Origin of the sequence: Segatella copri (assembly GCF_009494395.1) — a bacterium.
Lineage (GTDB): Bacteria > Bacteroidota > Bacteroidia > Bacteroidales > Bacteroidaceae > Prevotella.
In genome coordinates this window covers 20,609-44,274 of sequence record NZ_VZCB01000039.1, presented here as the reverse complement: position 1 = coordinate 44,274, position 23,666 = coordinate 20,609, and the positions used below count along the sequence as shown (strand labels likewise).

At 46.3% G+C, this 23,666-nt stretch carries 17 protein-coding genes; 14 read left to right on the top strand and 3 right to left on the bottom strand.

Features of this window, described 5'->3' with window-relative positions; genetic code table 11:
* Positions 1–60 precede the first annotated feature (60 nt).
* From F7D73_RS04120 to F7D73_RS04060, 13 genes are all read left to right on the top strand, one after another.
* Positions 61–1,401, top strand: a complete 1,341-nt coding sequence (locus F7D73_RS04120) for an MATE family efflux transporter (RefSeq protein ID WP_153122423.1) — start codon at positions 61–63, stop codon at positions 1,399–1,401.
* A 114-nt stretch (positions 1,402–1,515) separates the two neighbouring features.
* Positions 1,516–5,919 (top strand): acyl-CoA dehydratase activase-related protein, encoded by a 4,404-nt coding sequence (locus tag F7D73_RS04115; RefSeq protein WP_153122421.1) that lies wholly within the window; start codon positions 1,516–1,518, stop codon positions 5,917–5,919.
* 150 nt (positions 5,920–6,069) lie between these two features.
* Positions 6,070–7,011, top strand: coding sequence for a serine O-acetyltransferase (locus tag F7D73_RS04110; RefSeq protein WP_153122419.1), 942 nt, complete (start codon positions 6,070–6,072; stop codon positions 7,009–7,011).
* Positions 6,995–8,584: a THUMP domain-containing class I SAM-dependent RNA methyltransferase gene (locus F7D73_RS04105; RefSeq protein ID WP_153122417.1), complete on the top strand. Its 1,590-nt coding sequence runs from the start codon at positions 6,995–6,997 to the stop codon at positions 8,582–8,584. The genes F7D73_RS04110 and F7D73_RS04105 overlap by 17 nt, the downstream gene beginning before the upstream one ends.
* Positions 8,585–8,725: 141 nt before the next feature.
* Positions 8,726–10,972, top strand: a complete 2,247-nt coding sequence (locus tag F7D73_RS04100) for a S9 family peptidase (RefSeq protein ID WP_194256845.1) — start codon at positions 8,726–8,728, stop codon at positions 10,970–10,972.
* A 128-nt stretch (positions 10,973–11,100) separates the two neighbouring features.
* Positions 11,101–12,369, top strand: coding sequence for a phosphoribosylamine--glycine ligase (purD, locus tag F7D73_RS04095; RefSeq protein ID WP_153122416.1), 1,269 nt, complete (start codon positions 11,101–11,103; stop codon positions 12,367–12,369).
* Between the two features lie 100 nt (positions 12,370–12,469).
* Positions 12,470–13,447: a hypothetical protein gene (locus F7D73_RS04090; protein WP_153122414.1), complete on the top strand. Its 978-nt coding sequence runs from the start codon at positions 12,470–12,472 to the stop codon at positions 13,445–13,447.
* 51 nt (positions 13,448–13,498) lie between these two features.
* Entirely contained in the window at positions 13,499–13,951 is a 453-nt protein-coding gene (locus F7D73_RS04085; protein WP_118063560.1) for a YqaA family protein, read from the top strand.
* Between the two features lie 41 nt (positions 13,952–13,992).
* Positions 13,993–14,832, top strand: coding sequence for a metal ABC transporter solute-binding protein, Zn/Mn family (locus tag F7D73_RS04080; protein WP_194256844.1), 840 nt, complete (start codon positions 13,993–13,995; stop codon positions 14,830–14,832).
* Positions 14,833–14,886: 54 nt separating this feature from the next.
* Complete coding sequence (locus F7D73_RS04075; RefSeq protein WP_153122411.1) at positions 14,887–15,624, top strand: metal ABC transporter ATP-binding protein; 738 nt, start codon at positions 14,887–14,889, stop codon at positions 15,622–15,624.
* Between the two features lie 135 nt (positions 15,625–15,759).
* Positions 15,760–19,194: a glycosyltransferase family 117 protein gene (locus F7D73_RS04070; RefSeq protein ID WP_153122409.1), complete on the top strand. Its 3,435-nt coding sequence runs from the start codon at positions 15,760–15,762 to the stop codon at positions 19,192–19,194.
* A gap of 69 nt (positions 19,195–19,263) precedes the next feature.
* Entirely contained in the window at positions 19,264–19,875 is a 612-nt protein-coding gene (locus tag F7D73_RS04065) for a polysaccharide deacetylase family protein (RefSeq protein ID WP_153122407.1), read from the top strand.
* Positions 19,876–19,881: 6 nt separating this feature from the next.
* Complete coding sequence (locus tag F7D73_RS04060) at positions 19,882–20,622, top strand: hypothetical protein (RefSeq protein WP_153122405.1); 741 nt, start codon at positions 19,882–19,884, stop codon at positions 20,620–20,622.
* Positions 20,623–20,759: 137 nt separating this feature from the next.
* Here F7D73_RS04060 and F7D73_RS04055 read toward each other — a convergent pair whose 3' ends face one another.
* Together F7D73_RS04055 and F7D73_RS04050 are read right to left on the bottom strand one after the other, a co-directional pair.
* Positions 20,760–20,912: a type II toxin-antitoxin system PemK/MazF family toxin gene (locus F7D73_RS04055; protein WP_147337115.1), complete on the bottom strand. Its 153-nt coding sequence runs from the start codon at positions 20,910–20,912 to the stop codon at positions 20,760–20,762.
* Positions 20,903–21,265 carry a hypothetical protein gene (locus F7D73_RS04050; protein ID WP_153122404.1) on the bottom strand — a complete coding sequence of 121 codons (363 nt, stop codon included), beginning with the start codon at positions 21,263–21,265 and terminating at the stop codon, positions 20,903–20,905. Before F7D73_RS04050 ends, F7D73_RS04055 begins: the two co-directional genes overlap by 10 nt.
* A 331-nt stretch (positions 21,266–21,596) precedes the next feature.
* Here F7D73_RS04050 and F7D73_RS04045 point away from each other — a divergent pair, with 331 nt between their 5' ends.
* The gene (locus F7D73_RS04045) at positions 21,597–21,938 is read left to right on the top strand and encodes a hypothetical protein (RefSeq protein WP_153122402.1); all 342 of its coding nucleotides are present in this window, start codon (positions 21,597–21,599) and stop codon (positions 21,936–21,938) included.
* Positions 21,939–21,987: 49 nt separating this feature from the next.
* Here the strand turns inward: F7D73_RS04045 and F7D73_RS04040 are convergent, their stop codons facing one another.
* On the bottom strand, positions 21,988–23,661 hold the full coding sequence (locus F7D73_RS04040) for a DUF262 domain-containing protein (protein WP_153122399.1): 1,674 nt from the start codon (positions 23,659–23,661) through the stop codon (positions 21,988–21,990).
* Positions 23,662–23,666 lie beyond the last annotated feature (5 nt).

Sequence of the window (23,666 nt, the reverse complement as noted above, 5' to 3'; positions counted from 1 at the left end):
AATCGAAAATAAAATAGTACCTTTGCATGGTCAAAAAAAGAAGAAAACAGATATTTCACAATGAAGAAAACAAGAGATAATTATACATTCCTGACCGAAGCTCCTGTGCACAAGGTTGTTTTCACGATGGCGATTCCTACCATCATCAGCATGCTGTCTACGAGTATGTACAATCTCGCCGACACCTATTTCGTGGGAAGCATCAACACCCAGAGCGTAGCGGCTGTGGGAATATCGTTTGCCATGATGGCGGTAATACAGGCTGTTGGCTTCTTCTATGGTCATGGAGCTGGTAATTATATCTCTCGTAAGTTGGGCGCCAAAGAGGAGGAGAACGCCAGAAAGATGGCGACAACAGGCTTTGTATTGAGCTTTCTCACAGGTTTGGTCATCGCAATTCTGGGTCAGCTGTTTCTTACCCCGCTCTGCCTTACCTTGGGCTCTACTCCCACCATCCTTCCCTATACAGAGCGTTATCTGGGCATTATCCTGTTAGGGGCTCCTTTCATGACCACTTCGCTCACTCTCAACAACATGATGCGTTTCCAGGGCAACACGATGTATGCGATGAAAGGCATCATGTCGGGCGTATTGCTGAATCTGATTCTCGCCCCTTTGCTCATTCTCTACTTCGAGCTGGGCATTACGGGTGCAGCCATCGCCACTCTCATCAGCCAATGTTTCGGTTGCGCCATCCTCTTCTGGATGACGCACAAGGGGCAGAACATCCGAATCCACCTTCGCTACTTCACACCTAGCAAGGCTTATGCCAAGGAAATCATCTTTGGCGGAACCCCTTCCCTGTCAAGACAAGGCTTGGGAAGTATCGCCACCTTGGTATTGAATGTGGCAGCGGGAGCTTACGGAGATGCTGCCATTGCCGGCATGAGTATCGTCACCCGCATCTCTTTCTTTACCTATGCTGTGGTAATCGGATTGGGTCAAGGATTCCAGCCTCTCTGTGGCTTCTGCTATGGAGCCAGACTATATGCCCGCGTCAAGGAAGCTTTTTATTACTGCATCAAGTGTGGCACCATATTCCTGGCTATCTGTGCTGTGATTGGCTTCATTTTCTCAGAGCCTATCATCGAACTCTTCCGTGATGACGCCAAGGTAATAGAGGTTGGTTCCATGGCTTTGAAATGGCAGGTTATCAGTTTTCCTCTGGTTGCCACCATCGTACTTACCAATATGCTGATGCAGACCATCCGCAAGCCTATCCGTGCCAATATCGTAGCTGCAGCAAGAAGCGGTTTGTTCTTCATTCCGCTCATCTTTATCCTACCCCATTTCTTCGGTTTGCTGGGGGTAGAAATGTGTCAGGCATGGGCAGACTTCTGCTCCTTTGCAGTAGCTATTCCGATAGCATGGAGTGCATTCAGAGATATGAGAAAGGTGTGAATGCCCATTCTTTGTTCTTTGAAAAAGTCATGGGATTATTAGCAAAAATCATAGCTGTCTTTTGGTTTTTTTGAAAGATTTTTGTAATTTTGCAGGCTGAAAGAAAGAAGAGAAATGAAGAAAGCAAAATATAGTATCGGACTAGATGTTGGCTCTACAACAGCCAAAGTTGCCGTTATCGATGGCAAAAAAAACTTGATTTACTCAAAATACGAACGCCACAACGCTCGTGTCAAAGAACTTGTGTCTCATTATTTCGATGAGATTAACCAGTTGATAGGCGATACAAAGGTAAATATCTGCGTTACGGGAAGCGTGGGCATGGCAACGGCAGAACAGCTGCAGGCTGAGTTTGTTCAGGAAGTAGTGGCAGCATCGGTTTATGCCCGTAAGGCTCATCCTGAGGCAAAGGCTCTCATCGATATCGGTGGAGAGGATGCCAAGGTTGTTTTCTTCAAGCCTAATGGCGGAATGGAGCTTCGCATGAACGGAAACTGTGCCGGAGGTACTGGTGCATTTATTGACCAGATGAGCGTATTAATGGGAGTAGACAACCAGAAAATGAGCCAGTTGGCTATGAATGCCCAACATGTTTATCCGATGGCAGCCCGCTGTGGTGTCTTCGCCAAGACCGATATCCAGAATCTCATGGCACGCAATCTTCCGGAAGAGGATATTGCAGCTAGTATCTTTCATAGCATCGCAGTACAAACTGTGGTGACGCTTTCTCACGGCATCGACTTCGAGGCTCCTATCCTGCTTTGCGGTGGTCCGCTGACCTTTCTCCCAGCACTCCGCAAAGCATTCTGCGACTATATGCAGCTGTCAGAAAATGATTTCATCGTATCTGAAAATAGCAATCTGATTCCTGCGCTGGGATGCGCCTACCGTAATTCTCCCACAGATTCCGCAGATTCTACAGATGCTTCTGATTCTGACGGAATCCAGCTTTCCATACTCAGAAAGCGCTTACATCAGGAAATAAAGGTTGAGTGGAACAGTAGCTTGGAACCTTTGTTTAAAAACGAAATGGAGCACGATAAATGGCTCCAGTCAAAAGCAAGATTCGCTACAGAAACCCATCCCCTGGCAAAAGGTAAGCAGCAGGTGGTTATCGGTATTGATTCCGGCTCCACTACGACCAAGATTGTGGCAGTTAGAATGGGAAGCAATACGGATACAGATGCGAAATCTGCCCAAAAGGACAAGGGCGATATTGTTTTTACAAACTATCGTCTGAACCTAGGCAACCCTATTAAGGCGGTAGCCGATGGTCTGAACGCCCTGAAGCAGGAAGCAGAACATAGAGGGGCTGAACTGGAAATCGTAGGCTCTTGTTCTACCGGCTATGGCGAGGAACTGATTAAGGCTGCATTCGGACTTGACAGCGGCATTATCGAAACCATGGCACACGAACGAGCAGCTGCATCACTCATGCCCGACGTCAGTTTCATCCTTGATATTGGCGGACAGGACATGAAGGCTATCTTCGTAGAAAAAGGTGCTGTAGTTAGAATGGAACTCAACGAGGCATGCTCTTCCGGTTGCGGAACCTTCATACAGACTTTTGCCAATAACATGGGATATTCTGTAGGTGATTTCGCCAAACTTGCCTGCCAGTCTAAAGCTCCTTGCGACCTGGGTACCCGCTGTACGGTTTTCATGAACTCCAAGGTAAAGCAGGTTCTCAGAGAGGGGGCTTCGGTGGCTGATATTTCTGCCGGAATCTCTTATTCGGTTATCAAGAACTGTCTTTATAAAGTACTGAAACTCCATGGTAACGAGAACCTTGGAGGAAAAATCGTCGTACAGGGTGGTACCATGAGAAACGATGCTGTGGTAAGAGCTTTCGAATTGCTGACTCATACCGAAGTGGCCCGTAGCAACATGCCGGAATTGATGGGTGCCTACGGCTGTGCACTCCATGCGGCAGCTGATTATCCAACAGAGACGAATGCCCGGAGCATTGACGACCTTCTGAATCTGGCTCATTACGAAACCAGGCAGTTGCAATGTAAAGGCTGTGAGAACCATTGCTATGTTTCTCGCTACACCTTCGCTGGTGGCAATAAGTTTTACTCGGGAAACAAGTGTGAACGGGTTTTCAACAACAAGGGTGCAAATGAGATAAAAGGTAAGAATATTTACGAATATAAATATCACTTACTCTTTGACGGTAAGGAAATTAAGCACTTTGATATCACAAAACGCCACATCAAGGTTGGTATCCCCCGCATTCTCAACATGTATGAGGATTTTCCGTTCTGGAATGCCCTGCTTCATGCAGCAGGTTTCGAGGTCATTCTCTCTTCTGATTCAACCTTCAGCCAGTATGAAGGAGCCTTGAATACAGTTATGAGCGACAACATCTGCTTCCCTGCCAAGTTGGCTCACAGTCATCTCAAAGAACTTAATGAGAACCCGGAGGTAGACCGCATCCTGATGCCATACGTAGTATATGAACACAATGACGACCCGAAGAATACGCTGAACAGCTTCAACTGTCCTGTGGTTTCGGGCTATAGCGATGTCATCAAATCGGTAATAGATCTGAAGAAACCGATAGATTCTCCAGTCATCAACTTTGCACAATCCAAGGCTTTGGAAAAGCAAATCGTGGATTATCTCAAGAAGTTGGGAGTAGACAGAAAGACTGCCCGAAAGGCCTTGGGAGAAGCACTCTATGCGCAAGCTGCCTATTCAGCAGAAATCAAGACGAAAGCTTGGGAGATTCTCAATCAGAACGAGGAAAAGCCTCGTCTTACCATCCTCCTGGCTGGTCGTCCTTATCATACAGACCCGTTGGTTCAGCACAAGTTGAGCGAGATGATTGCAAACCTGGGAGTCAACGTAATCAGCGAAGACATCGCCAGAGGCTCATCAGACAACAACGATGCATACAACAGCCAGCCAGAGACTTATCTTGTCAAGCAATGGGCTTACATGAACCGCATCATGAAGGCTGCGCAATGGGCAGCCGAACAAGGTGACAATGTACATTTCGTACAGATGACCAGCTTCGGTTGCGGACCGGATAGCTTTATCCAGGACGAGATTCGTGACATCATGAAGCGCCACAACAAGCCTTTCACGCTCTTGAAGATAGATGATGTCAGCAATATTGGTTCGCTGAAGCTTCGTGTCCGCTCGCTGATAGAAAGCCTAAAGGGAGTGAAGAGTGAAGAACGAAGAGTGAAAAATTCAACAGCAGAAGAAATTCAACATTCAACACTCAACACTCAACATTTACAGCAGACCAAGGTTTTCACCAAGCAGGATGTGCATCGCAAGATTCTCGCTCCGTTTATGACTGAGTATCTCACTCCTATCATTCCTCCTATCCTGAAGCTGATAGGTTATGATGTAGAAGTTTTGCCTATGAGCGATGAAGCTAGTGCAGAAATTGGCTTGAGATTCGCCAACAATGAGGTTTGCTATCCTGCAACACTCATCGTCGGAGACATCATCAAAGCCTTGAAATCAGGCAAATACGACCTCAAGAACACGGCTGTAGTAATGAGCCAGACGGGTGGACAATGTCGTGCAACCAACTATGCAGGTCTCATCAAACGGGCGATGATTTCCAACGGTTTCCAGGATGTACCATTACTCACACTAGGCGTGACAGCCTCGACAGGTGAAGCTTCCGGTTCTACGGATGATAAGCAAGACTATAATGAGCAGGATGGCTTCAACGTACCTTGGCTAAAATACAGCCAGATTATCGTTACCGCTATTTTCTATGGCGATGCGATTAACGAGATGTACAACGCCTGCATCGCAAGAGAACGGAAACAGGGAATAGCCAAGGAATTAAGGGATAAGTACATACGCCTCATCGACGAGCCTATCGCCCGAAACTCAGCAAAAGGTCTCATCAAGCTCCTGGAACAGGCTGCAGAGGAATTCAACCAGATGACCCTAGACAAGGATGTACCCAAAGTGGGCATCGTAGGAGAAATCTTCCTGAAGTTCAATCCTTTTGCCCATCAGTACCTGGAGCGATACATCATCTCTAAAGGCATTGAGGTAGTGCCTCCGCTACTCGCTCCATTCTTCCTACAGGAATTCGTGAATGTAGAGATACAGAAGCACATGCGACTGAATTGTACCAAGGTACCAGACTTCATCATCAAGGGTGCTTATCAGGCATTGATAGGCAGAAGATTGCGCCAGGTGAACAAGGCAGCCAGCAAGTTCCGCTACTTTCGTCCATTCACCAATATTTATGATGATGCGAAGGATGTGCAGGGATTGGTTTCGCTGGCAGCACAATTTGGAGAAGGCTGGCTCCTGCCTGCCGACATCGTGGGTTATATCCGAGACGGAGTGAATAATATCATCTCGCTCCAGCCATTCGGCTGCATCGCTAACCACGTGATTTCCAAGGGAATCGAGAAACGGTTACATGAGCGTTTTCCTCAACTGAACCTGGTATCCCTCGATTTCGATTCGGGAGTTTCAGAAGTAAATGTCACCAACCGATTGCTGCTCTTTTTAGACAGTATCACAGAATAGAAGCAAGAAAAGCAGATTCGCCCAAAAGCTGAATCTGCTTTTTCTGTTTCGATTATTCTACAAAAAAGCAAAAAAAACAGCCGTCATTTTTTTGCAATTCAAGAAATAAATCGTATCTTTGCACACGAATTTTATTGATACATGAAGAAAATGAGTAAAGATACATTAACTCATCAGCTGACAGAGACCATCGACGAGCTTTCTTGCGCCGATTCATTAAAAGGTCTATTCCATCAGCACAGAGACGGAAATCCACTTCCTTCGGGCAAGGCGCTCGAAGATATCATCAATCTGTCTCGCTCCATCCTCTTTCCGGGATATTTCGGCAATTCTTCCGTAAATATCTCCACTATCAAATATCATATTGGAGTAAGAGTAGAGAAACTCTACGAGATGCTTGCAGAACAGATTCTCGCCGGACTCTGCTTCACCAATGATTGCGAAACTGAGACACAGGCTGAACTACAGCATCAACGTGCCAAGGCTGGCGTTATCGCAGCAAAAGCCATCATGGAGTTTCCAAAACTTCGTAAAATTCTCGCCACCGACGTGGAGGCTGCCTATAATGGAGACCCTGCGGCAATGAGCCACGGAGAAATCATCTCCTGCTATCCTGTCATCAAGGCGATAACCAACTATCGTATCGCTCATGTACTTCACCTGCTCGGTGTGCCTCTCATCCCTCGTATGATGACCGAATTGGCACATTCAGAGACCGGTATCGATATCAATCCAGAGGCTACCATCGGTCACCACTTCACCATCGACCATGGAACGGGTGTGGTAATTGGAGCCACCTGCATCATCGGCAACAACGTGAAACTCTACCAGGGTGTAACCCTCGGAGCCAAGAGTTTTCCACTCGATAAGGACGGCAACCCTATCAAGGGAATCCCTCGTCACCCTATCCTGGAAGACGATGTCATCGTCTATGCCAATGCTACAATCCTCGGTCGCATCACCATCGGAGAAGGCTGCGTAGTGGGAGCTAACGTATGGGTAACCAAGGATATGAAGCCAAAAACAAAGAAATATAAAAAAGAAAAACAAAGTTTATTAGATATAGAATTCAATAATGGAACAGGAATTTGAACTCATTGCCAAGACCTTCATGGGTCTGGAGCCCGTCTTGGCTGAGGAGCTCACCCAGTTGGGTGCCAACAATGTACAGATAGGTCGCCGTATGGTATCTTTCACAGGCGACAAGGAAATGATGTATCGTGCCAACTTCCAGTTGCACACAGCCATCCGTATCTTAAAGCCTATCAAGCACTTCAAGGCTCGTTCTGCCGAAGAAGTGTATGATCAGATTCAGAAGATCAAGTGGGATGACATCTTGGACGTGAAGAAGACTTTCTCTGTAGACTCAGTAGTTTACTCAGAGGAATTCCGCAACTCACGCTTTGTTACTTACAAGGTAAAAGATGCTATCGTAGACTGGTTCCGCGAGAAGCAGGGCACACGTCCTAACATCAGCGTATCCAACCCAGACATCCGTCTTAATATCCATATCGCAGAAGATAACGCTACCTTGAGTCTTGACTCTAGTGGCGAGAGCTTGCACCGCCGTGGCTACCGCCAGGAGCAGGTTGAGGCTCCATTGAACGAGGTTCTGGCTGCAGGTATGATCCTGATGACCGGTTGGAAGGGCGAATGCGACTTCATCGATCCTATGTGTGGTTCAGGTACCATCGCTATCGAGGCTGCCCTCATTGCCCGTAACATCTCTCCAGGTGTTTTCCGCAAGGAGTTTGCTTTCGAGAAGTGGAACGATTTCGATCAGGATCTCTTCGACATGATTTACAATGATGACTCTCAGGAGCGCGAGTTTGAGCACCACATCTACGGTTATGATGTAGATATGAAGGCTGTAAATACAGCTAATCTCAACGTACGTGCTGCAGGTTTGACCAAGGATATAACGATTTCACAGCAAGATTTCAAGGACTTCACTCAGCCAGCAGAAAAGAGTATCATCGTGATGAACCCTCCATACGGTGAGCGTATCTCTACCCCTAACCTCTTGAATACCTACAAGATGATTGGCGAGCGCTTCAAGAAGGCTTTCGCAGGCAACGAGGCTTGGGTATTGAGTTACCGCGAGGAATGCTTTGAGCAGATTGGTCTGAAGCCATCTATCAAGATTCCTGTATACAACGGAAGTTTGGAATGCGAATTCCGCAAGTACGTGATGTTCGACGGTAAGATGAAGGAATTCCGCTCTGAAGGCGGTATTGTCAAGACCGAAGCCGAGAAGCGCGAAATGGCTCAGAAGCATCGTTTCAAGAAAGAACGCGAGTTTAAGAAACGCGTAAGCGAGGAGACAGAAAACGAGGATGCAGACATCCGCAGCTTCCAGTTCCATAGCCATCGCCTGGAAGACTTTGAAAAGCGCCGCAATGAGATTCGCCGTGGCGGACGAAGCCACGATGATGATGACCGCAAGGGCGGACGCAGCTTCGGCGGAAAGCGTGGCAACGACCGTGACGACAAGCGTGGCGGATTCAAGGGAGACCGCAAGGGTGGCAGAGATTTCGGAGGCAAACGCTTTGAAAAGGGAGATAAGCGTGGCGGATTCAAGGGAGACCGTCGCGGTGGTCGTGATTTCGGAGGAAAGCGTGGTGGCAAGCCTAGCTTCAACACCGACTTCGATGATGAGGATTAAAAACTACGCATCAAACTATACAAGACCTTGACGTGGCATTCTGCCACATCAAGGTTTTTATTCATTCAATCAACAAACAAAATAACAATGAATCTAAAGAATTCAATTTATAAATTATCTTTTGCAGCAATGATTTCCATGATGGCAATGAATGCAACCGAGATACAGGCTCAGGGCGTGGTTCCTGCACAGAAGGGTGAAAAGACCTTCACCCTGGAGGATTTGAACTTCGGCGGCAACAACTATCGCAACATGGTGGCAAAGAACCGCTGGTGCACCTGGTGGGGAAATGAACTCATCCATCAGGACATCGAGGCATGCTATCTCGTAAACAAGACTACCGGAAAGGAAACAAAGCTCTTCGGTATCAACGATATCAACCAGTGGATTGCTCCTACCAAGGACATCAAGGTAAGAGCCCTCTACAACGCTCAGTTCCCTTTTGCAGGAAAGAGCATCGTAATGGTGAGCAATGGCAGCAAGACCTATACCATCGACTTCAAGAAGCATAAGCTGCTGAGCGAGATGGAGTTTGCTGACGGCGAAAACCTCCTCGAGGCGAACGCCCAGCAGAATGCATTCGCCTATCTGAAGGGAAGCAACCTCTATGTGCGCACCTTCAACGTAGCCAACAATGCCATGACAAGAGAGAAGAAGTCTCACGATTTCCAGATTTCTACAGACGGTAGCCGCTCTATCGTATATGGTCAGAGTGTTCACCGCGATGAGTTCGGCATCAGCAAGGGTACCTTCTGGAGCCCTGACGGCGAACAGCTCGCCTTCTACCGCATGGACCAGAGCATGGTGACAGATTATCCGCAGGTGGATATCCCGGAGATTGATTACTTCAATCATCCTGAGACAGAGACCTGCTGCGCCAAGCCTGCACCAGACAAGTATCCGATGACAGGCGAGACATCTCATAAGGTGACCGTAGGCGTGTTCGACTGCATGACCGGCAAGACCATCTATCTGAAGGCTGGCGATCCTACAGACCGCTACTTCACCAACATCGCATGGAGCCCGGACAGCAAGACCATCTATATGTTCGAGCTGAACCGCGACCAGAACGACTGTCGCCTGACAGCCTACAGCGCAGAGACTGGTGAGAAGACCGGCGAACTCTATCGCGAGACCGATGAGAAGTATGTAGAGCCTTGCCACCCAATCCAGTTCTTGCCATGGGACAACAGCAGCTTCATCATGCAGAGCCGCAAGGATGGCTACAACCACCTCTATCTCTGCACCCTGGGCAAACACGGCAGCCGCATGGCAAGCAACACGGAATCACTCGAAATCAAACAGTTGACTTCCGGTAAATGGGAGGTGATGGAAGTGCTCGGCTTCAACGCCAAGCGCAAGAGCATCATCATCGCATCCAACGAGTGCTCTCCTATCCAGCGTAACATCTTCGTGGTGGATACCAAGACCGGCAAGCGCACCATGATGGACGACTGCGGCAAGGGATGGCACAACGCTACCCTGAGCGAGAACGGTCAGTTTATCTATGACAACTACTCTACCCCAACCGTGCCTCGCAAGATTGCCATCGTAAACACCGAGAACGGCAAGCGCACCGCCTACTTCACAGCCGAGAACCCTTGGAAGGGATACAACGTGCCTGAGTACAGCTGCGGTTCCATCAAGGCTGATGACGGCGAGACCGACCTCTACTGGAGAATGGTGAAGCCGGTGAACTTCGACCCTAACAAGAAGTATCCTACTATTATATATGTATATGGCGGTCCTCACGCCCACAACGTGGATGCCCGCTGGAACTACTCTAGCCGTGGCTGGGAAACCTACATGGCAGAAAAGGGCTATCTTCTCTTCATCCTTGACAACCGTGGCAGCGAGAACCGTGGCAAGGCTTTCGAGCAGGCAACCTTCCGCCAGCTGGGTCAGGTAGAGATGAAGGACCAGATGAAGGGTGTAGAGTATCTGAAGACCCTGCCATACGTAGATGCCGACAAGATTGGTGTTCACGGTTGGAGCTTCGGAGGATTCATGACCATCTCATTGATGACCAACTATCCTGACGTATTCAAGGTAGGCGTAGCAGGCGGTCCGGTAATCGACTGGCACTGGTACGAGGTGATGTATGGCGAGCGCTATATGGATACCCCCCAGACCAACCCAGAGGGTTACAAGAAGACATCCCTGCTCTATCAGGCTAAGAACCTGAAGGGTAAGCTGCAGATTATCCAGGGCTTGAACGATGTAACTGTAGTACCACAGCATTGCCTCACCTTCCTGAAGGCATGTATCGCAGCAGGTACACAGCCAGATTTCTTCGTATACCCAGGCGAACCTCATAACATGAGAGGTCACCAAAGCACTCACTTGCATGAGCGCATCAGCAATTACTTCTTCGACTATTTGAAGTAAAACTTGCAAAAAAATATATTTTATGTAAATATTTTGCCTAATTCATAGGATTTTAGTAACTTTGCAGCAAAATGGAGAAATTAAGTATCCTAAGGTAAAATATCAGAGGAACTATTAAACGTACAACGATGAAAATATTATTGTTAGGAGGCGGTGGACGCGAGCACGCCTTAGCTTGGAAAATCGCTCAGAGCGAAAAGTGTGAGAAACTTTTTATCGCTCCAGGTAATGCCGGTACTCAGAATGTCGGCGAGAACGTGAATATCAAGGCTGACGACTTCGAGGCTCTGAAGAACTTCGCTGTCGAGAAAGGTGTTGATATGGTTGTTGTTGGTCCTGAAGACCCATTGGTAAAGGGTGTTTATGACGACTTCAAAACCGATCCTCGCACCAAGAACATTCCTGTAATCGGTCCTTCAAAGGCTGGTGCTGTATTGGAAGGCAGCAAGGACTTCGCCAAGAAGTTTATGAAGCGCCACAACATTCCTACAGCTCAATACGAGACTTTCGATGGCGAGCATGTAGAGGAAGGTCTTAAATTCCTGGAGACCTTGAAGGCTCCATACGTATTGAAGGCTGACGGTTTGTGCGCAGGTAAGGGTGTTCTCATCCTCCCTACTTTGGAAGAGGCAAAGAAGGAGTTCAAGGAGATGCTGGGCGGTATGTTCGGCAATGCTTCTGCACGTGTGGTTATCGAGGAATTCCTGAGCGGCATCGAATGCTCTGTCTTTGTTCTCACAGATGGCAAGAACTATAAGATTTTGCCTGAGGCTAAGGACTACAAGCGTATCGGTGAGCACGATACCGGTTTGAATACAGGCGGTATGGGTAGTGTTACCCCTGTGCCATTCGCTACCAAAGAATGGATGCAGAAGGTAGACGAGCGCATCATCCGTCCTACAGTAGAGGGACTTGCAGAAGAGAACATCGACTACAAGGGCTTCATCTTCTTCGGACTGATCAACGTTGAGGGCGAGCCAATGGTCATCGAGTACAACTGCCGTATGGGCGACCCAGAAACAGAAAGTGTCATGCTCCGATTGAAGAGCGACATCGTAGACCTCTTCGAAGGTGTTGCTGCTGGCGACCTTGACAAGCGCAACATCGAGTTTGATGAGCGTGCAGCAGTCTGCGTCATGCTCGTGAGCGGCGGTTATCCAGAGGCTTACAAGAAGGGCTATCCTATCGAAGGTATCGACAAGGTTGAAGGTTCTGTGGTATTCCACTCTGGTACAGCGATGAAGGATGGACAGGTAGTAACCAACGGTGGTCGTGTTATCTGCGTAAGCAGCTACGGCAAAGACAAGGAAGAAGCCTTGAAGAAGAGCTTTGCCGAGGCCCAGAAGATTCAGTTCACCGACAAGTACTTCCGTTCAGACATCGGACAGGACCTTTAAGTAATGTTTAATTAGTAGTGATTAATGATTAATTAGGCAGATGCCTTATCGTTTACTTCAGAAGTAAAAATTAAACATTAATCACTAAACACTAATATTGATGTTAAGAAAAAAAACTTTTCAAAATAAAGTAGCACCTAGTCGCTACGCATTACCATTCACTGCAACCCTTGCCACCTTGGTTTGGGTTGCAGTAGGTTTTATAGAGGGTAACATTTGGCTTAATTTTGCTTTTACCATCATATCTACATTACTGATGGTAGAACTCAACAACCACAACTCTCTGATGCGTACCTACAGCCGAATGGTTTCGTGCAGTTTTCTGGTACTAGTCACCATGACTTGTCTACCAACCCCATCTTATAAAGCCAATATCGTGTCGATGTGTTTCATCGCCTTCTATCTCATTATATGGAATAGCTATCAGGATAAACGGTCGGCAGGATGGACTTTCTATGCCTTTACCTGTATCGGACTCGCTTCGATGGTATTCATACAGATAGGTTATTTCTTACCGATATTATGGCTGATGATGATGGTATTCACCAATTCCTTCAGTATCAGAAACTTATTTGCCTCTCTCATCGGAATCATCATACCTTACTGGTTCTCGGCAGGATACTATGCCTATACCAACAACATCGATGGACTTGTCAGCCATTTTACAGAATTCATCAACTATCATGAATTGTTTGATTATTCAAGGGTAACCGACCATGAAGTCGTCAACCTGATATTCATCACCATCCTGGGCATTATCGGTTCCATCCACTTCCTGCACACAGCATACGCAGACAAGATTCGTACAAGAATGATATACGAGTCGTTCACCATGGTGAACTTCGTGAGCCTCGCCTTCATCATCCTGCAGCCTCAGCACATCAAGGAGTTAGGCAGCATCATGATAGTAAACACGGCACCACTCATCGCTCACTTCATCACCTATACCAAGGGAAAAAAAACCAATATCATGTTTATCACGATGCTCGTGATAACTGTCTTGATATTATTATACAATATATTCATTCCTGAAACTGTATTATTACAGGCAGTTCAAGGATTAAGTATCCACGGATAAAGTTTGATGTGTTGAAACGCTGCATCAGACCTATTAAATGACGAATTGACAATGAGTTGGATTATCAGTTTCTTAATCGACTGGGGCTATTGGGGCATGCTTGCCGCAGCTTTTCTGGCAGGTTCTTTCTTCCCATTCAGCAGCGAGGCAGTAATGGCAGGCTTGCAGGCAGCTGGACTAGAGCCTCTCCCCCTCGTTATCTACGGTAGCATCGGTAATGTGCTTGGTTCCATGTTCAACTACGGTGTGGGCAGAATGGGTAAGATGGAATGGATAGAGAAATACCTGCATGTGAAGAAAAAAAGTCTGGATAAGGCTGAACGTTTCATGGCAGGCAGAGGCGCCTGGATGGGATTCTTCGCCTTTCTCCCACTATTGGGAAGTGCCATCACCATCGTTTTAGGCTTGACAAGAGCCAATATTCCGATTTCGATACTCAGTATCACCATCGGAAAAGTACTAAGATATGTTTTATTGGTCTATGGACTGAGTTTTATCGTTTAATTATGAAGAGATTTTTATACCTTATTATAATATGCACCCTAATGGTTGGCTGCAAAAGCAACCAGCAAAAGGCTGGCATGGCTGAAAGTAATGCCAAGCCTACAGTAACCGTTACCATCCCTCCCTACCAATATTTCGTAGATAAGATTGCCGGAGACAAGGTAGATGTCAACGTAATGGTATCGAATGGTAACAACCCAGAAACATACGAGCCAAACGCCCAGCAGATGATGGAACTCTCCAATAGTGCACTCTATCTGAAAGTGGGCAGCATCGGCTTCGAGCAGACTTGGATGAAGAAACTGCAGGACAACGCTCCCGACATGAAGGTGATTGATACCTCTGTAGGCATCAAGCCAGCCCAAACACCTGGCGGCAATATCGACCCACATGTATGGATGAGTTGCAAAAATGCCCGCATCATCGCCAGCAACATGCTCAAGGCACTCTGCGAACTGGAGCCAAAACACAAGACTTTCTTCGAGAAGAACTACAAATCGCTACTCAGCATCATCGACAAGAGAGACAGCACCATCAAGGAAAGCTTCAAAGAGAACCCAGATTTGGTACGCAAGTTTGTGATTTATCACCCTATCCTTACCTACTTTGCCCGTGACTACCAGCTTGAGCAGCTAGCCATAGAGGAAGAAGGAAGGGAGCCAAGTGCCGCCCAGCTGAAGAGCCTCATCAAGAGAGCAAGAAAAGAGAAGATCAAATATTGCCTCATACAAGCAGAGTTTGCCAACCGCAACACCAATACATTCATCAACGAGAGCCACACCAAGCCAATGAATATCAACCCATTGCAAGGCGAATGGAACTGGGCGATGCATGAAGCAGCCGCCGCAGTACAAGGCAAAGAAATAGTGGTTGGAAAGTAGGCTCGCCAATATTTTATAAAAAGTATAAAGAACAATAACTAATCATAAAGTTCAATGTTCAAAGTTCAATGTTCAAAGTTGGACGTACAAAGTTCAAAGTTAATAGAGATTGAGCATCTGTCCGCCGGATACGATGGCAAACAGGTGCTCCACGACATCAATCTCACCGTCTATCAAGACGATTATCTTGGCATCATCGGACCAAACGGTGGTGGCAAGACCACCCTCATGCGCCTCATTCTGGGACTGATGAAGCCAACAGAAGGAAGAATCAGATATTATAAAGATGGGCAGGAAGTCAAGGAAATCCGAATGGGCTATCTCCCACAATACAACTCCCTCGACAAACAGTTCCCTATCTCCGTCTACGAAGTGGTGCTCTCTGGCCTCAGCAAGACCAAGAGTCTCTTTTCGAGATATACGAAAACGCAGCATCAGCAGGTGCTCAATTGTCTAGAACGTATGCAATTGATGGAATTCAAGGACCGCCACATCGCAGCCCTCAGCGGTGGACAGCTTCAACGAGTCCTCCTCGCCCGGGCTATTGTCTCAAAGCCGGATGTAGTAATCCTCGATGAGCCAAACACCTACATCGACCGCAGATTTCAAAAGCAGATGTACGAGATGCTGGAGCAAATTAACAAGGAATGCGCCATCATCATCGTGAGCCACGACATTGCCGAAGTGCTTAATAACGTGAAGCACATCGCCTGTGTGAACCATCATCTGCATTATCACGATACAGCAGATATGCCAAGAGAAAAACTGGAAGAACATTTTCTAAATGTTTAGGTAGATAATATAATAATGCCTAAAAAACAAGAACAAACTTCAAGATTATCTCATCTTTTTAGTATCTTTGCAACGTTTTATACACATTATATAATAGGAAACATAGAAATATAATACATTAAAGTTTAAACAATAATGAAACAGTACAAATTGGTGGACAATATCTTTGGATGGGTCGCATTCATCATTGCGGCTTTCGTTTATTGTTCCACGATTGAGCCGACAGCCAGTTTCTGGGACTGTCCTGAGTTTATTACAACTGCCTACAAGCAGGAAATCGGTCACCCACCAGGGGCACCGTTCTTCATGCTCTTGGGCAATTTCTTCACACATTTCGCCAGCGATACCACTCAGGTGGCTAAGATGGTAAACACGATGAGCGCACTCCTCAGTGCCTTCTGCATCATGTTCCTCTTCTGGACCATCACCCATTTGGCTCGCAAGCTTATCATCGGTGACTGGAAGGAGATGACCACCGGCAAACTGATTGCCATTGAAGCATCCGGTATGGTGGGCGCCCTCATCTATACCTTCAGCGATACCTTCTGGTTCTCAGCTGTTGAGGGTGAGGTATATGCCTTCTCTTCTGCCTTTACCGCTGTGGTATTCTGGTTGATTCTGAAGTGGGAAGACCATGCCGATGAACCTCATAGCGACCGCTGGCTCGTACTCATCGCTTATATGACAGGTCTGAGTATCGGTGTGCACTTGCTTAACCTGCTCTGTATCCCAGCCATCGTATTGGTTTATTACTACAAGAAGGTGCCTCATGCCAACCTGAAGGGCTCGCTCCTGGCGCTGGTTCTCTCCTTCCTGGTAGTGGTAGCCGTATTGTATGGTGTGGTTCCAGGTATCATCACCGTAGGTGGATGGTTTGAGCTGTTCTTCGTCAACGTGCTCGGTTGTCCATTCAATACCGGTGAAATCGTATATATCATCTGCCTCGTAGCCTCTGTTATCTGGGGTATCTACGAGACATACAATGCCTCAGAAAAGAACGAGAAGAAGCAGAACATCGCCTTCGTTCTCGGTTTCGGCATGCTCGGTATTCCTTTCTATGGATATGGCTGGACCGCCGTTATCTGTGGCATCATCGTATTGGCAGCCCTCTGGTTTGCCTTGAACTACAAGCGCAAGAAGGAAATCACAACAGGTGTTGACGAGGTAACAGGCATCGCAAAGAAGAAGATGCAGGTATTGCCTCTCATCTCTGCCCGCATCAAGAATACAGCATTGCTCTGCATGCTGATGCTGATGATTGGTTACTCAAGCTATGCGCTCATCGTAATCCGTTCATCTGCCAACCCTCCTATGGACCAGAACTCTCCTGAGGACATCTTTACCTTGGGTAGTTACTTGAGCCGTGACCAGTATGGCGACCGTCCTTTGTTCTATGGTCAGGCTTATACCTCTCAGGTAGCTCTTGAGGTAGATGGCAACATGTGCAAGCCTGTCATGAAGGAAGGTGCACCAGTTTACCAGCGCAAGGAGAAGGCTTCTGCAGATGAGAAGGACTCCTACTTTGTAGTAAGTCATAAGAACAAGTACGTCTATGCACAGAATATGCTCTTCCCTCGTATGTACAGTTCGGCTCATGCCTCAGCATACGAAGACTGGATGGGTGGCGTAGAAGGTTCCCAGGTACCTTACGACCGTTGCGGTGAAAGCATCATGGTGAAGGTTCCTTCACAGATTGACAACATCCGCTTCTTCCTCTCCTATCAGTGCAACTTCATGTACTGGCGCTACTTCATGTGGAACTTTGCCGGACGTCAGAACGACATTCAGGGCAATGGCGAACCAGAACATGGTAACTGGATTTCCGGTTTCTCATTCATTGATGATGCACTCTATGGCGACCAGAGCAAATTGCCAGACGACCTGAAGGCGAACAAGGGACACAACGTGTTCTACTGCATGCCACTGATTCTCGGTCTCATCGGTCTCTTCTGGCAGGCTTGGTATACCCGCAAACGCAAGGTAATGAAGAACGGTGTAGAGACAGAGGAGACTCTTCCTATCGGTATCCAGCAGTTCTGGGTGGTATTCTTCCTGTTCTTCATGACAGGTCTTGCCATCGTCATCTACTTGAACCAGACTCCTATGCAGCCACGTGAGCGTGACTATGCTTATGCCGGTTCATTCTATGCATACGCTATCTGGTGTGGTCTTGGCGTCCTCGCCATCATCAACCTTCTGAAACAGAAGATGAAGATCAGCGGTACTGCCGTTTCTGCTATCGTAGCAGTCATCACACTTCTCGTCCCAATCCAGATGGCATCACAGACTTGGGATGATCATGACCGCTCTAACCGCTATACCTGCCGTGATTTTGGTCAGAACTATCTGATGTCACTCCAGGAGAAGAGCAACCCTATCATCTTCACCAATGGTGATAATGATACCTTCCCACTCTGGTACAATCAGGAAGTAGAAGGCGTAGGAACAGATGCCCGCGTTTGTAATCTGAGTTACCTGCAGACTGACTGGTATATCGACCAGATGATGCGTCCTGCATACAACTCACCTTCTGTGCCAATCACCTGGCCACGTCTCGACTTCTGTTCAGGTACCAACGAATATGTATCGGTAGAGCCGGAAGCAAAGAAGCAGATTCTCGACTTCTACAAGCAAGATCCGGAGAACGCCAAGAAGCAGTTTGGTGACGAACCGTTCGAACTCAAGAACATCCTGAAGAACTGGGTACGCAGCAAGAACCCTGACATGCACTTCATCCCTACGGATACCCTCTATGTCACCATCGACAAGGAGGCTGTAAAGAAGAGCGGCATGATGATGGCATCAGATTCTATTCCAGACAAGATGGTCATCTCGCTTGCCGGCAAGAGCGCACTCTACAAGAACGACCTCATGATGCTCGAAATGTTGGCACAGTGTAACTGGACCCGTCCGCTCTACGTAGCACTCACCGTAGGCGAAGAGAACTATATGAACCTGGGTGACAACTTCGTACAGGAGGGACTTGTGAACCGTATCACTCCGTTCACCACCAACAAGCCAGGTGCCAAGAACTTCGATACAGAGAAGACCTATCATAACATCATGACCCGATTCAAGTTCGGTAACCTCAAGCAGAAGGGTCTCTATATCGACGAGACAACCATGCGCATGTGTTATACTCACCGTCGCCTGCTTGCTCAGACTGCTCTCCAGCTCATAGCTGAAGGCAAGAAGCAGAAGGCTATCAACATTTTGAAGAAGGCTGATGTAGAGATTCCGGCATACAACGTAACCCTCGATTACATGAGTGGTGGTCTGGACATGGCTCGCGGCTGGTTGATGACCGGTCAGAAAGCCAAGGGTAAGGAATATGTAGAAGCAGTTTGGAAGAACGCTTCACAGTATCTCAACTATTACCTCTCATTGTCTAACGACCGATTCCTCATGAGTCAGAACGACTGCATCCGTCAGCTTATGATTATGCAGAGCATCTGCGATGTAGCAGGAATGGTAAGTCCTCAGTTGGAACAGAAGTATCAGAAGCAACTCAACAACCTCTATACCCTGTACCACGGCAGAGGCGGCAAAATGCCAGAAGGCAATCAGTAAATATCAGAAAGTTTGATGTAGCGATGGCTACATCAAACTTTTCATTATTCATAATAATCATTTTTTCCCATGTTCATAGAGCAACCAGCCAAATGGCTTAGATGGTTATATCCAAAGGCTATCTGGAGAATGGACAAGAATGACCACTCGGTGTATCTCACATTCGATGACGGTCCCATTCCAGAATCCACTCCATTCATCCTGGAAACCCTGAGAAAATACAACATCAAGGCAACCTTCTTTATGGTGGGCGAGAATGTATTGCGCAACCACGACCTCTACAACCAGATTGTGGCAGAGGGACATCAGGTGGGCAACCATACATTCAACCACATCGGTGCTTTCAAGCATCGTGTCATCTCATACGTTCTCAATACCAACAAAGCGAATGAGTTGATACATGCCCATCTCTTCCGTCCACCCCATGGATGGATGAGAGCCAGTGAATACTGGTGGCTGCATCGTACCTATAAAGTAATTATGTGGGACCTGGTTACCCGCGACTATTCTAAATGGATGACGGCAGAAGACGTGGTAAACAACGTGAAGAAGTATGCCCGCAACGGCAGCATCATCACCTTCCACGACTCATTGAAGAGCATCGACAAACTGAAGACTGCTCTTCCACAATCCATCGAATGGCTCATGGAACAGGGTTATGAATTTAAGATTTTTGAATAAACAGACATGAAAAGAATCAATAGTTATCAAGCTGTAGCTTCATTTGTAAGAGGTTTCTTCGAGGCTTATGCCCGAGGCATCATGGATGCAGCCATCGGAGGAGATGACTTCCAGAAGAAGAACGATCCGAAAGAGGTGAAGCAGATGATGCTGGAACACTATGGAGAAGTGAACCAGTATTTCTTCGACATCATGTTCTCTACCCTCGTACGACTCAACTACAAGAGCGCAGAAGAGGCTAATGAGCGCATGAAGAAGAACTTTGAGAGCATGAAGCAAGCAGATCCTACCTTCGAGCCAACCATGCTCGACTATCTGCGCATCGCCTGCAAATCCAACCAGCTTTACAAGGCGATGGAAGCTGAATACAAGCGCAACTTCACCTGGCTCCTGCAGGGTAAGTTTACAAGCATAGAGGAGCACGTACGCGATTATACGCATGGCATTCTCATCAGTCTTGCCGACGAACCGATGGCTATCCATCTGCTGGTGCGTATCATCGTGAAGGCATACGCAGCCGGACTGAAGTGTGGCAGCAAGGAAGGCACTCAGCATCAGCTCCACATGCCTACCCTGCATGGCATGCTGCTGAACAACGTGAATATCCTCTTGAACGAGGCTCCGCTGAAGGGCGATCCTGAAGATCCTGTCGCACTCTTCAAGGAAGCGTGCAAGAACGAAGAAGAAAACATCAACGTTCTTTTCAACACATTAAACGATGCGATGAAAGAACTGGCAGAAGAATAAGAGAAAAGAACAATTTCCTTCGCCTCATTGTCACCGATTACAACCTCGGCAAACTTTGGTTTGCTGTTTAATTGTTTCTTGCCTTGTACCATAATTTGAATAATTTAAAATTATGGTGCAAAGGTACGAAACTTTATCTAGGCGCACAATACGGCATAAAACAAGCCATCTTCATAATCCTGCAAATACTCATTTGAAAGAACCAATGCAGGGTGTGGCAAGATGCTTCCATCAGGCAATTCAAATGGAACCTCTACAATTTCTCCTTGATTTACTCTAGTTACAGCCATTTTGATATTGCTTTAACTGTTCTTGGAGATTTCTTATGTTTATACTGCCGATAATCAATATTCGACAAATCAGGATGTTCTGTTTCATCCCAAGATGGGAATTGTGACAACTCTGCAGAAAGTTCTGCATCCGTCTTAGCACGATACTTGCTACGATATTCTGTTGCTGGCTTACCTTTAAGAATAACCAAGCAGGAATATAATTTATCAACATCCTTGGAGGAATATATTGCATCCATAAGACAATGTCTCATTTCCTGAACAGACAAAGAAGGCCTAACGACCGGAGTTGGCTCAGCAACCATACCAGCCGCAGCATTATCTTCTGTTAATTTATATCTATTTTCTTCCATACCTTTGTATTTTATGTTAGATGCAGCCAAAATTACGCTTTTTTCTTGAAACCACCAAGAAAAAAGCAAGAAATCTGCAAGTTATCAGCAAATTACTACAAGAACAACTATAAACTATTAACTAAATACTAACTTAAAATTTTGCTTTTGCTAAAATAGCCTTCATCTCAGCACGTTGCTTTGAGAAATCTATGCTACCACGCTTCTTCAATGTTTCTTCAGTTTTTCTCTGAAAGCTAAAGCCTCATCACCTGTCAGCATTGGGATACCACTAATTGCTAATGCCATAATCTTATCTCCTATTATTTAGTTAATATTTCTGCCGCAACAGATGATCAATAAGATTTGGGCACAGGCTGGCATGAAGGCGTTGGCAGAGATAGCAGACATCTATCCACGTATGATGAGCATTCACGACAACAGCCTATTTGACGGTAGCTTTGCAATGGATTTTATCAATCATGGCGATAAAATTATCTATTGTGCAATGTACCTGTACATCGGCTACGTCAACGAAGCTACCAACTTCGCTGAAAGCCAAGGTGGTGGCGGCAGCGATACCAAGGATTGGGGACGTGAGAAGAACGAAGATGAAATAGAATGGATAAGACGATGCTTGCGACAAGCTACGAAGATGGTAAAGCCCAAGTGCGGACGAAAAATAAAGCGATAGATATGCAGCCTCAATGGAAGGTGTAGACTTCCATTGAGGTCATAATTAGTTAGAATGTTGCCATCACAAAATCAACAATAAGCTCTTTTCTTTTGTCAATTTTAGCCTTGTCCCAAAGATGATCCTGTTCCGTCATGTTACGGATTTCCTGTTGCTGGAGTAACTGGGTATAGGTGTTTCGTTTAGCTTCAAAAGTAGTGTTTCCGATAGATTCGTTATGATGACCAGAAAGCAGCAAGTAGTTTCCAAGACAATTTAGATACGACTCTCTAAATTCATCATCGTATGGACAATAGCCACTATTGGCATCTTGATTTTCTGTGTTTGGAGCAATATGCTCACACTGAGATTTCTCAACAGCATCATAACGTTTCAACCCATAGCCAGACTTGCCCTTTTCTATGAGGTGATTCTCATAAAGCCAAAGGATGATTTTGGCAATGCCATGCCCTCCATCGAAATTGCCTTCAAGCATACGCTTGAACTCCACGTTGTTCCAATAATCCCACCATCCGTCTGTTGTAGTCTTCATCCATTCTATATGATTGACAACAGCATGAACGTCACCTTCAAATTCCTTGAAGACATCATTCAATCTCCATGTGAGTACAGCACGTGTACCAATAACTCTGTGACGTAAGAATACAGAGGTTAGAGCCTTGGCTAATAATCTGAAATCGTCATCAGAAACGCCATTGCTATAAGCCTTGATTACAAATGGAAAAATAATAGCAGGCTGGCCGATAATCCACAGTGTGTGTGCCATAATATCCGTTTGCTCGTTGTGGAAGAAAACGGTCATTTGTTCAAAACTATCAGCAAGTGAATGGGTGAAACTGCGAATGAAATTGATGCGTGAATCATCTTTCCCTAATTCTTCATCCACTTTTTGCAAGGCATTGCTTGCATCCAGGCTATTGAAGTACACACGCAAAGTGTATGTGAGAATATCATCCTCATCTATATTGCCTTCTATCTTTGATATAGATTTGTAGATGTGTTCAAAGCGATTCTTTACCTCGCTTATCAACTCTGCTTTCTCATCTTCAGATGTACAATAAAGATGAATATTGTATAGGAACTGCGCTTTGATTATTTCAAGATTGGACGGCTTTTTGCCACGGTTGTTCTGGAAGATAAACATTTGGATGGCTTCAGCCTCGTCCTTTACTGTATGCGTAGTGCAAGTGGCATTTACGACTGCTTCTAATATATCGTGCAATGACTCCTCGTCATAGGCATTCAATTGACTAATAAAGTAGTCGTAAGCCGCGACAATACGCTTTTGTGATTCTGTCTCCAACCCATTACGGTCAGTTTTTACTTTATTGATGACATAGTCACGGAACAATTGGTTATCGTAATCAACAGTAGAGAATCTGTAGGTTTGTCCGACTTTCACAAGAGTGCCATAAAGAAAAACGTCATCCTCTGACAAAGCCCCTGCCAACTCTTCCAATCTTTTGTAGATGGCGGAGATGAATATAGTAATAGTGGTCAGACGCTGTTGACCGTCAATGATGGCAAAATTGCGACTGCCTTTATCCTCGAACAGGAAATGTCCGAAATAATAACTTGATGCCGTATGGCTTTCTACATAATCCTGCAAGTCCACAAGAAACTGCTTTGTCTGCTTGTCTTCCCAGGAATATGCTCTTTGATAAGTCGGGACAAAGATTTTGTTGCCCGACAGCATTTGATTTATAGTTGTTGAAGCGTCCATAATGA

What these genes read in the sequence shown, in the direction of transcription:
- F7D73_RS04120 (WP_153122423.1), top strand. Translation starts at nt 61, where the DNA reads ATGAAGAAAACAAGAGATAATTATACATTCCTGACCGAAGCTCCTGTG.
- F7D73_RS04115 (WP_153122421.1), top strand. Translation starts at nt 1,516, where the DNA reads ATGAAGAAAGCAAAATATAGTATCGGACTAGATGTTGGCTCTACAACA.
- F7D73_RS04110 (WP_153122419.1), top strand. Translation starts at nt 6,070, where the DNA reads ATGAGTAAAGATACATTAACTCATCAGCTGACAGAGACCATCGACGAG.
- F7D73_RS04105 (WP_153122417.1), top strand. Translation starts at nt 6,995, where the DNA reads ATGGAACAGGAATTTGAACTCATTGCCAAGACCTTCATGGGTCTGGAG.
- F7D73_RS04100 (WP_194256845.1), top strand. Translation starts at nt 8,726, where the DNA reads ATGGCAATGAATGCAACCGAGATACAGGCTCAGGGCGTGGTTCCTGCA.
- purD (WP_153122416.1), top strand. Translation starts at nt 11,101, where the DNA reads ATGAAAATATTATTGTTAGGAGGCGGTGGACGCGAGCACGCCTTAGCT.
- F7D73_RS04090 (WP_153122414.1), top strand. Translation starts at nt 12,470, where the DNA reads ATGTTAAGAAAAAAAACTTTTCAAAATAAAGTAGCACCTAGTCGCTAC.
- F7D73_RS04085 (WP_118063560.1), top strand. Translation starts at nt 13,499, where the DNA reads ATGAGTTGGATTATCAGTTTCTTAATCGACTGGGGCTATTGGGGCATG.
- F7D73_RS04080 (WP_194256844.1), top strand. Translation starts at nt 13,993, where the DNA reads ATGGTTGGCTGCAAAAGCAACCAGCAAAAGGCTGGCATGGCTGAAAGT.
- F7D73_RS04075 (WP_153122411.1), top strand. Translation starts at nt 14,887, where the DNA reads ATGTTCAAAGTTCAATGTTCAAAGTTGGACGTACAAAGTTCAAAGTTA.
- F7D73_RS04070 (WP_153122409.1), top strand. Translation starts at nt 15,760, where the DNA reads ATGAAACAGTACAAATTGGTGGACAATATCTTTGGATGGGTCGCATTC.
- F7D73_RS04065 (WP_153122407.1), top strand. Translation starts at nt 19,264, where the DNA reads ATGTTCATAGAGCAACCAGCCAAATGGCTTAGATGGTTATATCCAAAG.
- F7D73_RS04060 (WP_153122405.1), top strand. Translation starts at nt 19,882, where the DNA reads ATGAAAAGAATCAATAGTTATCAAGCTGTAGCTTCATTTGTAAGAGGT.
- F7D73_RS04055 (WP_147337115.1), bottom strand. Translation starts at nt 20,912, where the DNA reads ATGGCTGTAACTAGAGTAAATCAAGGAGAAATTGTAGAGGTTCCATTT.
- F7D73_RS04050 (WP_153122404.1), bottom strand. Translation starts at nt 21,265, where the DNA reads ATGGAAGAAAATAGATATAAATTAACAGAAGATAATGCTGCGGCTGGT.
- F7D73_RS04045 (WP_153122402.1), top strand. Translation starts at nt 21,597, where the DNA reads ATGATCAATAAGATTTGGGCACAGGCTGGCATGAAGGCGTTGGCAGAG.
- F7D73_RS04040 (WP_153122399.1), bottom strand. Translation starts at nt 23,661, where the DNA reads ATGGACGCTTCAACAACTATAAATCAAATGCTGTCGGGCAACAAAATC.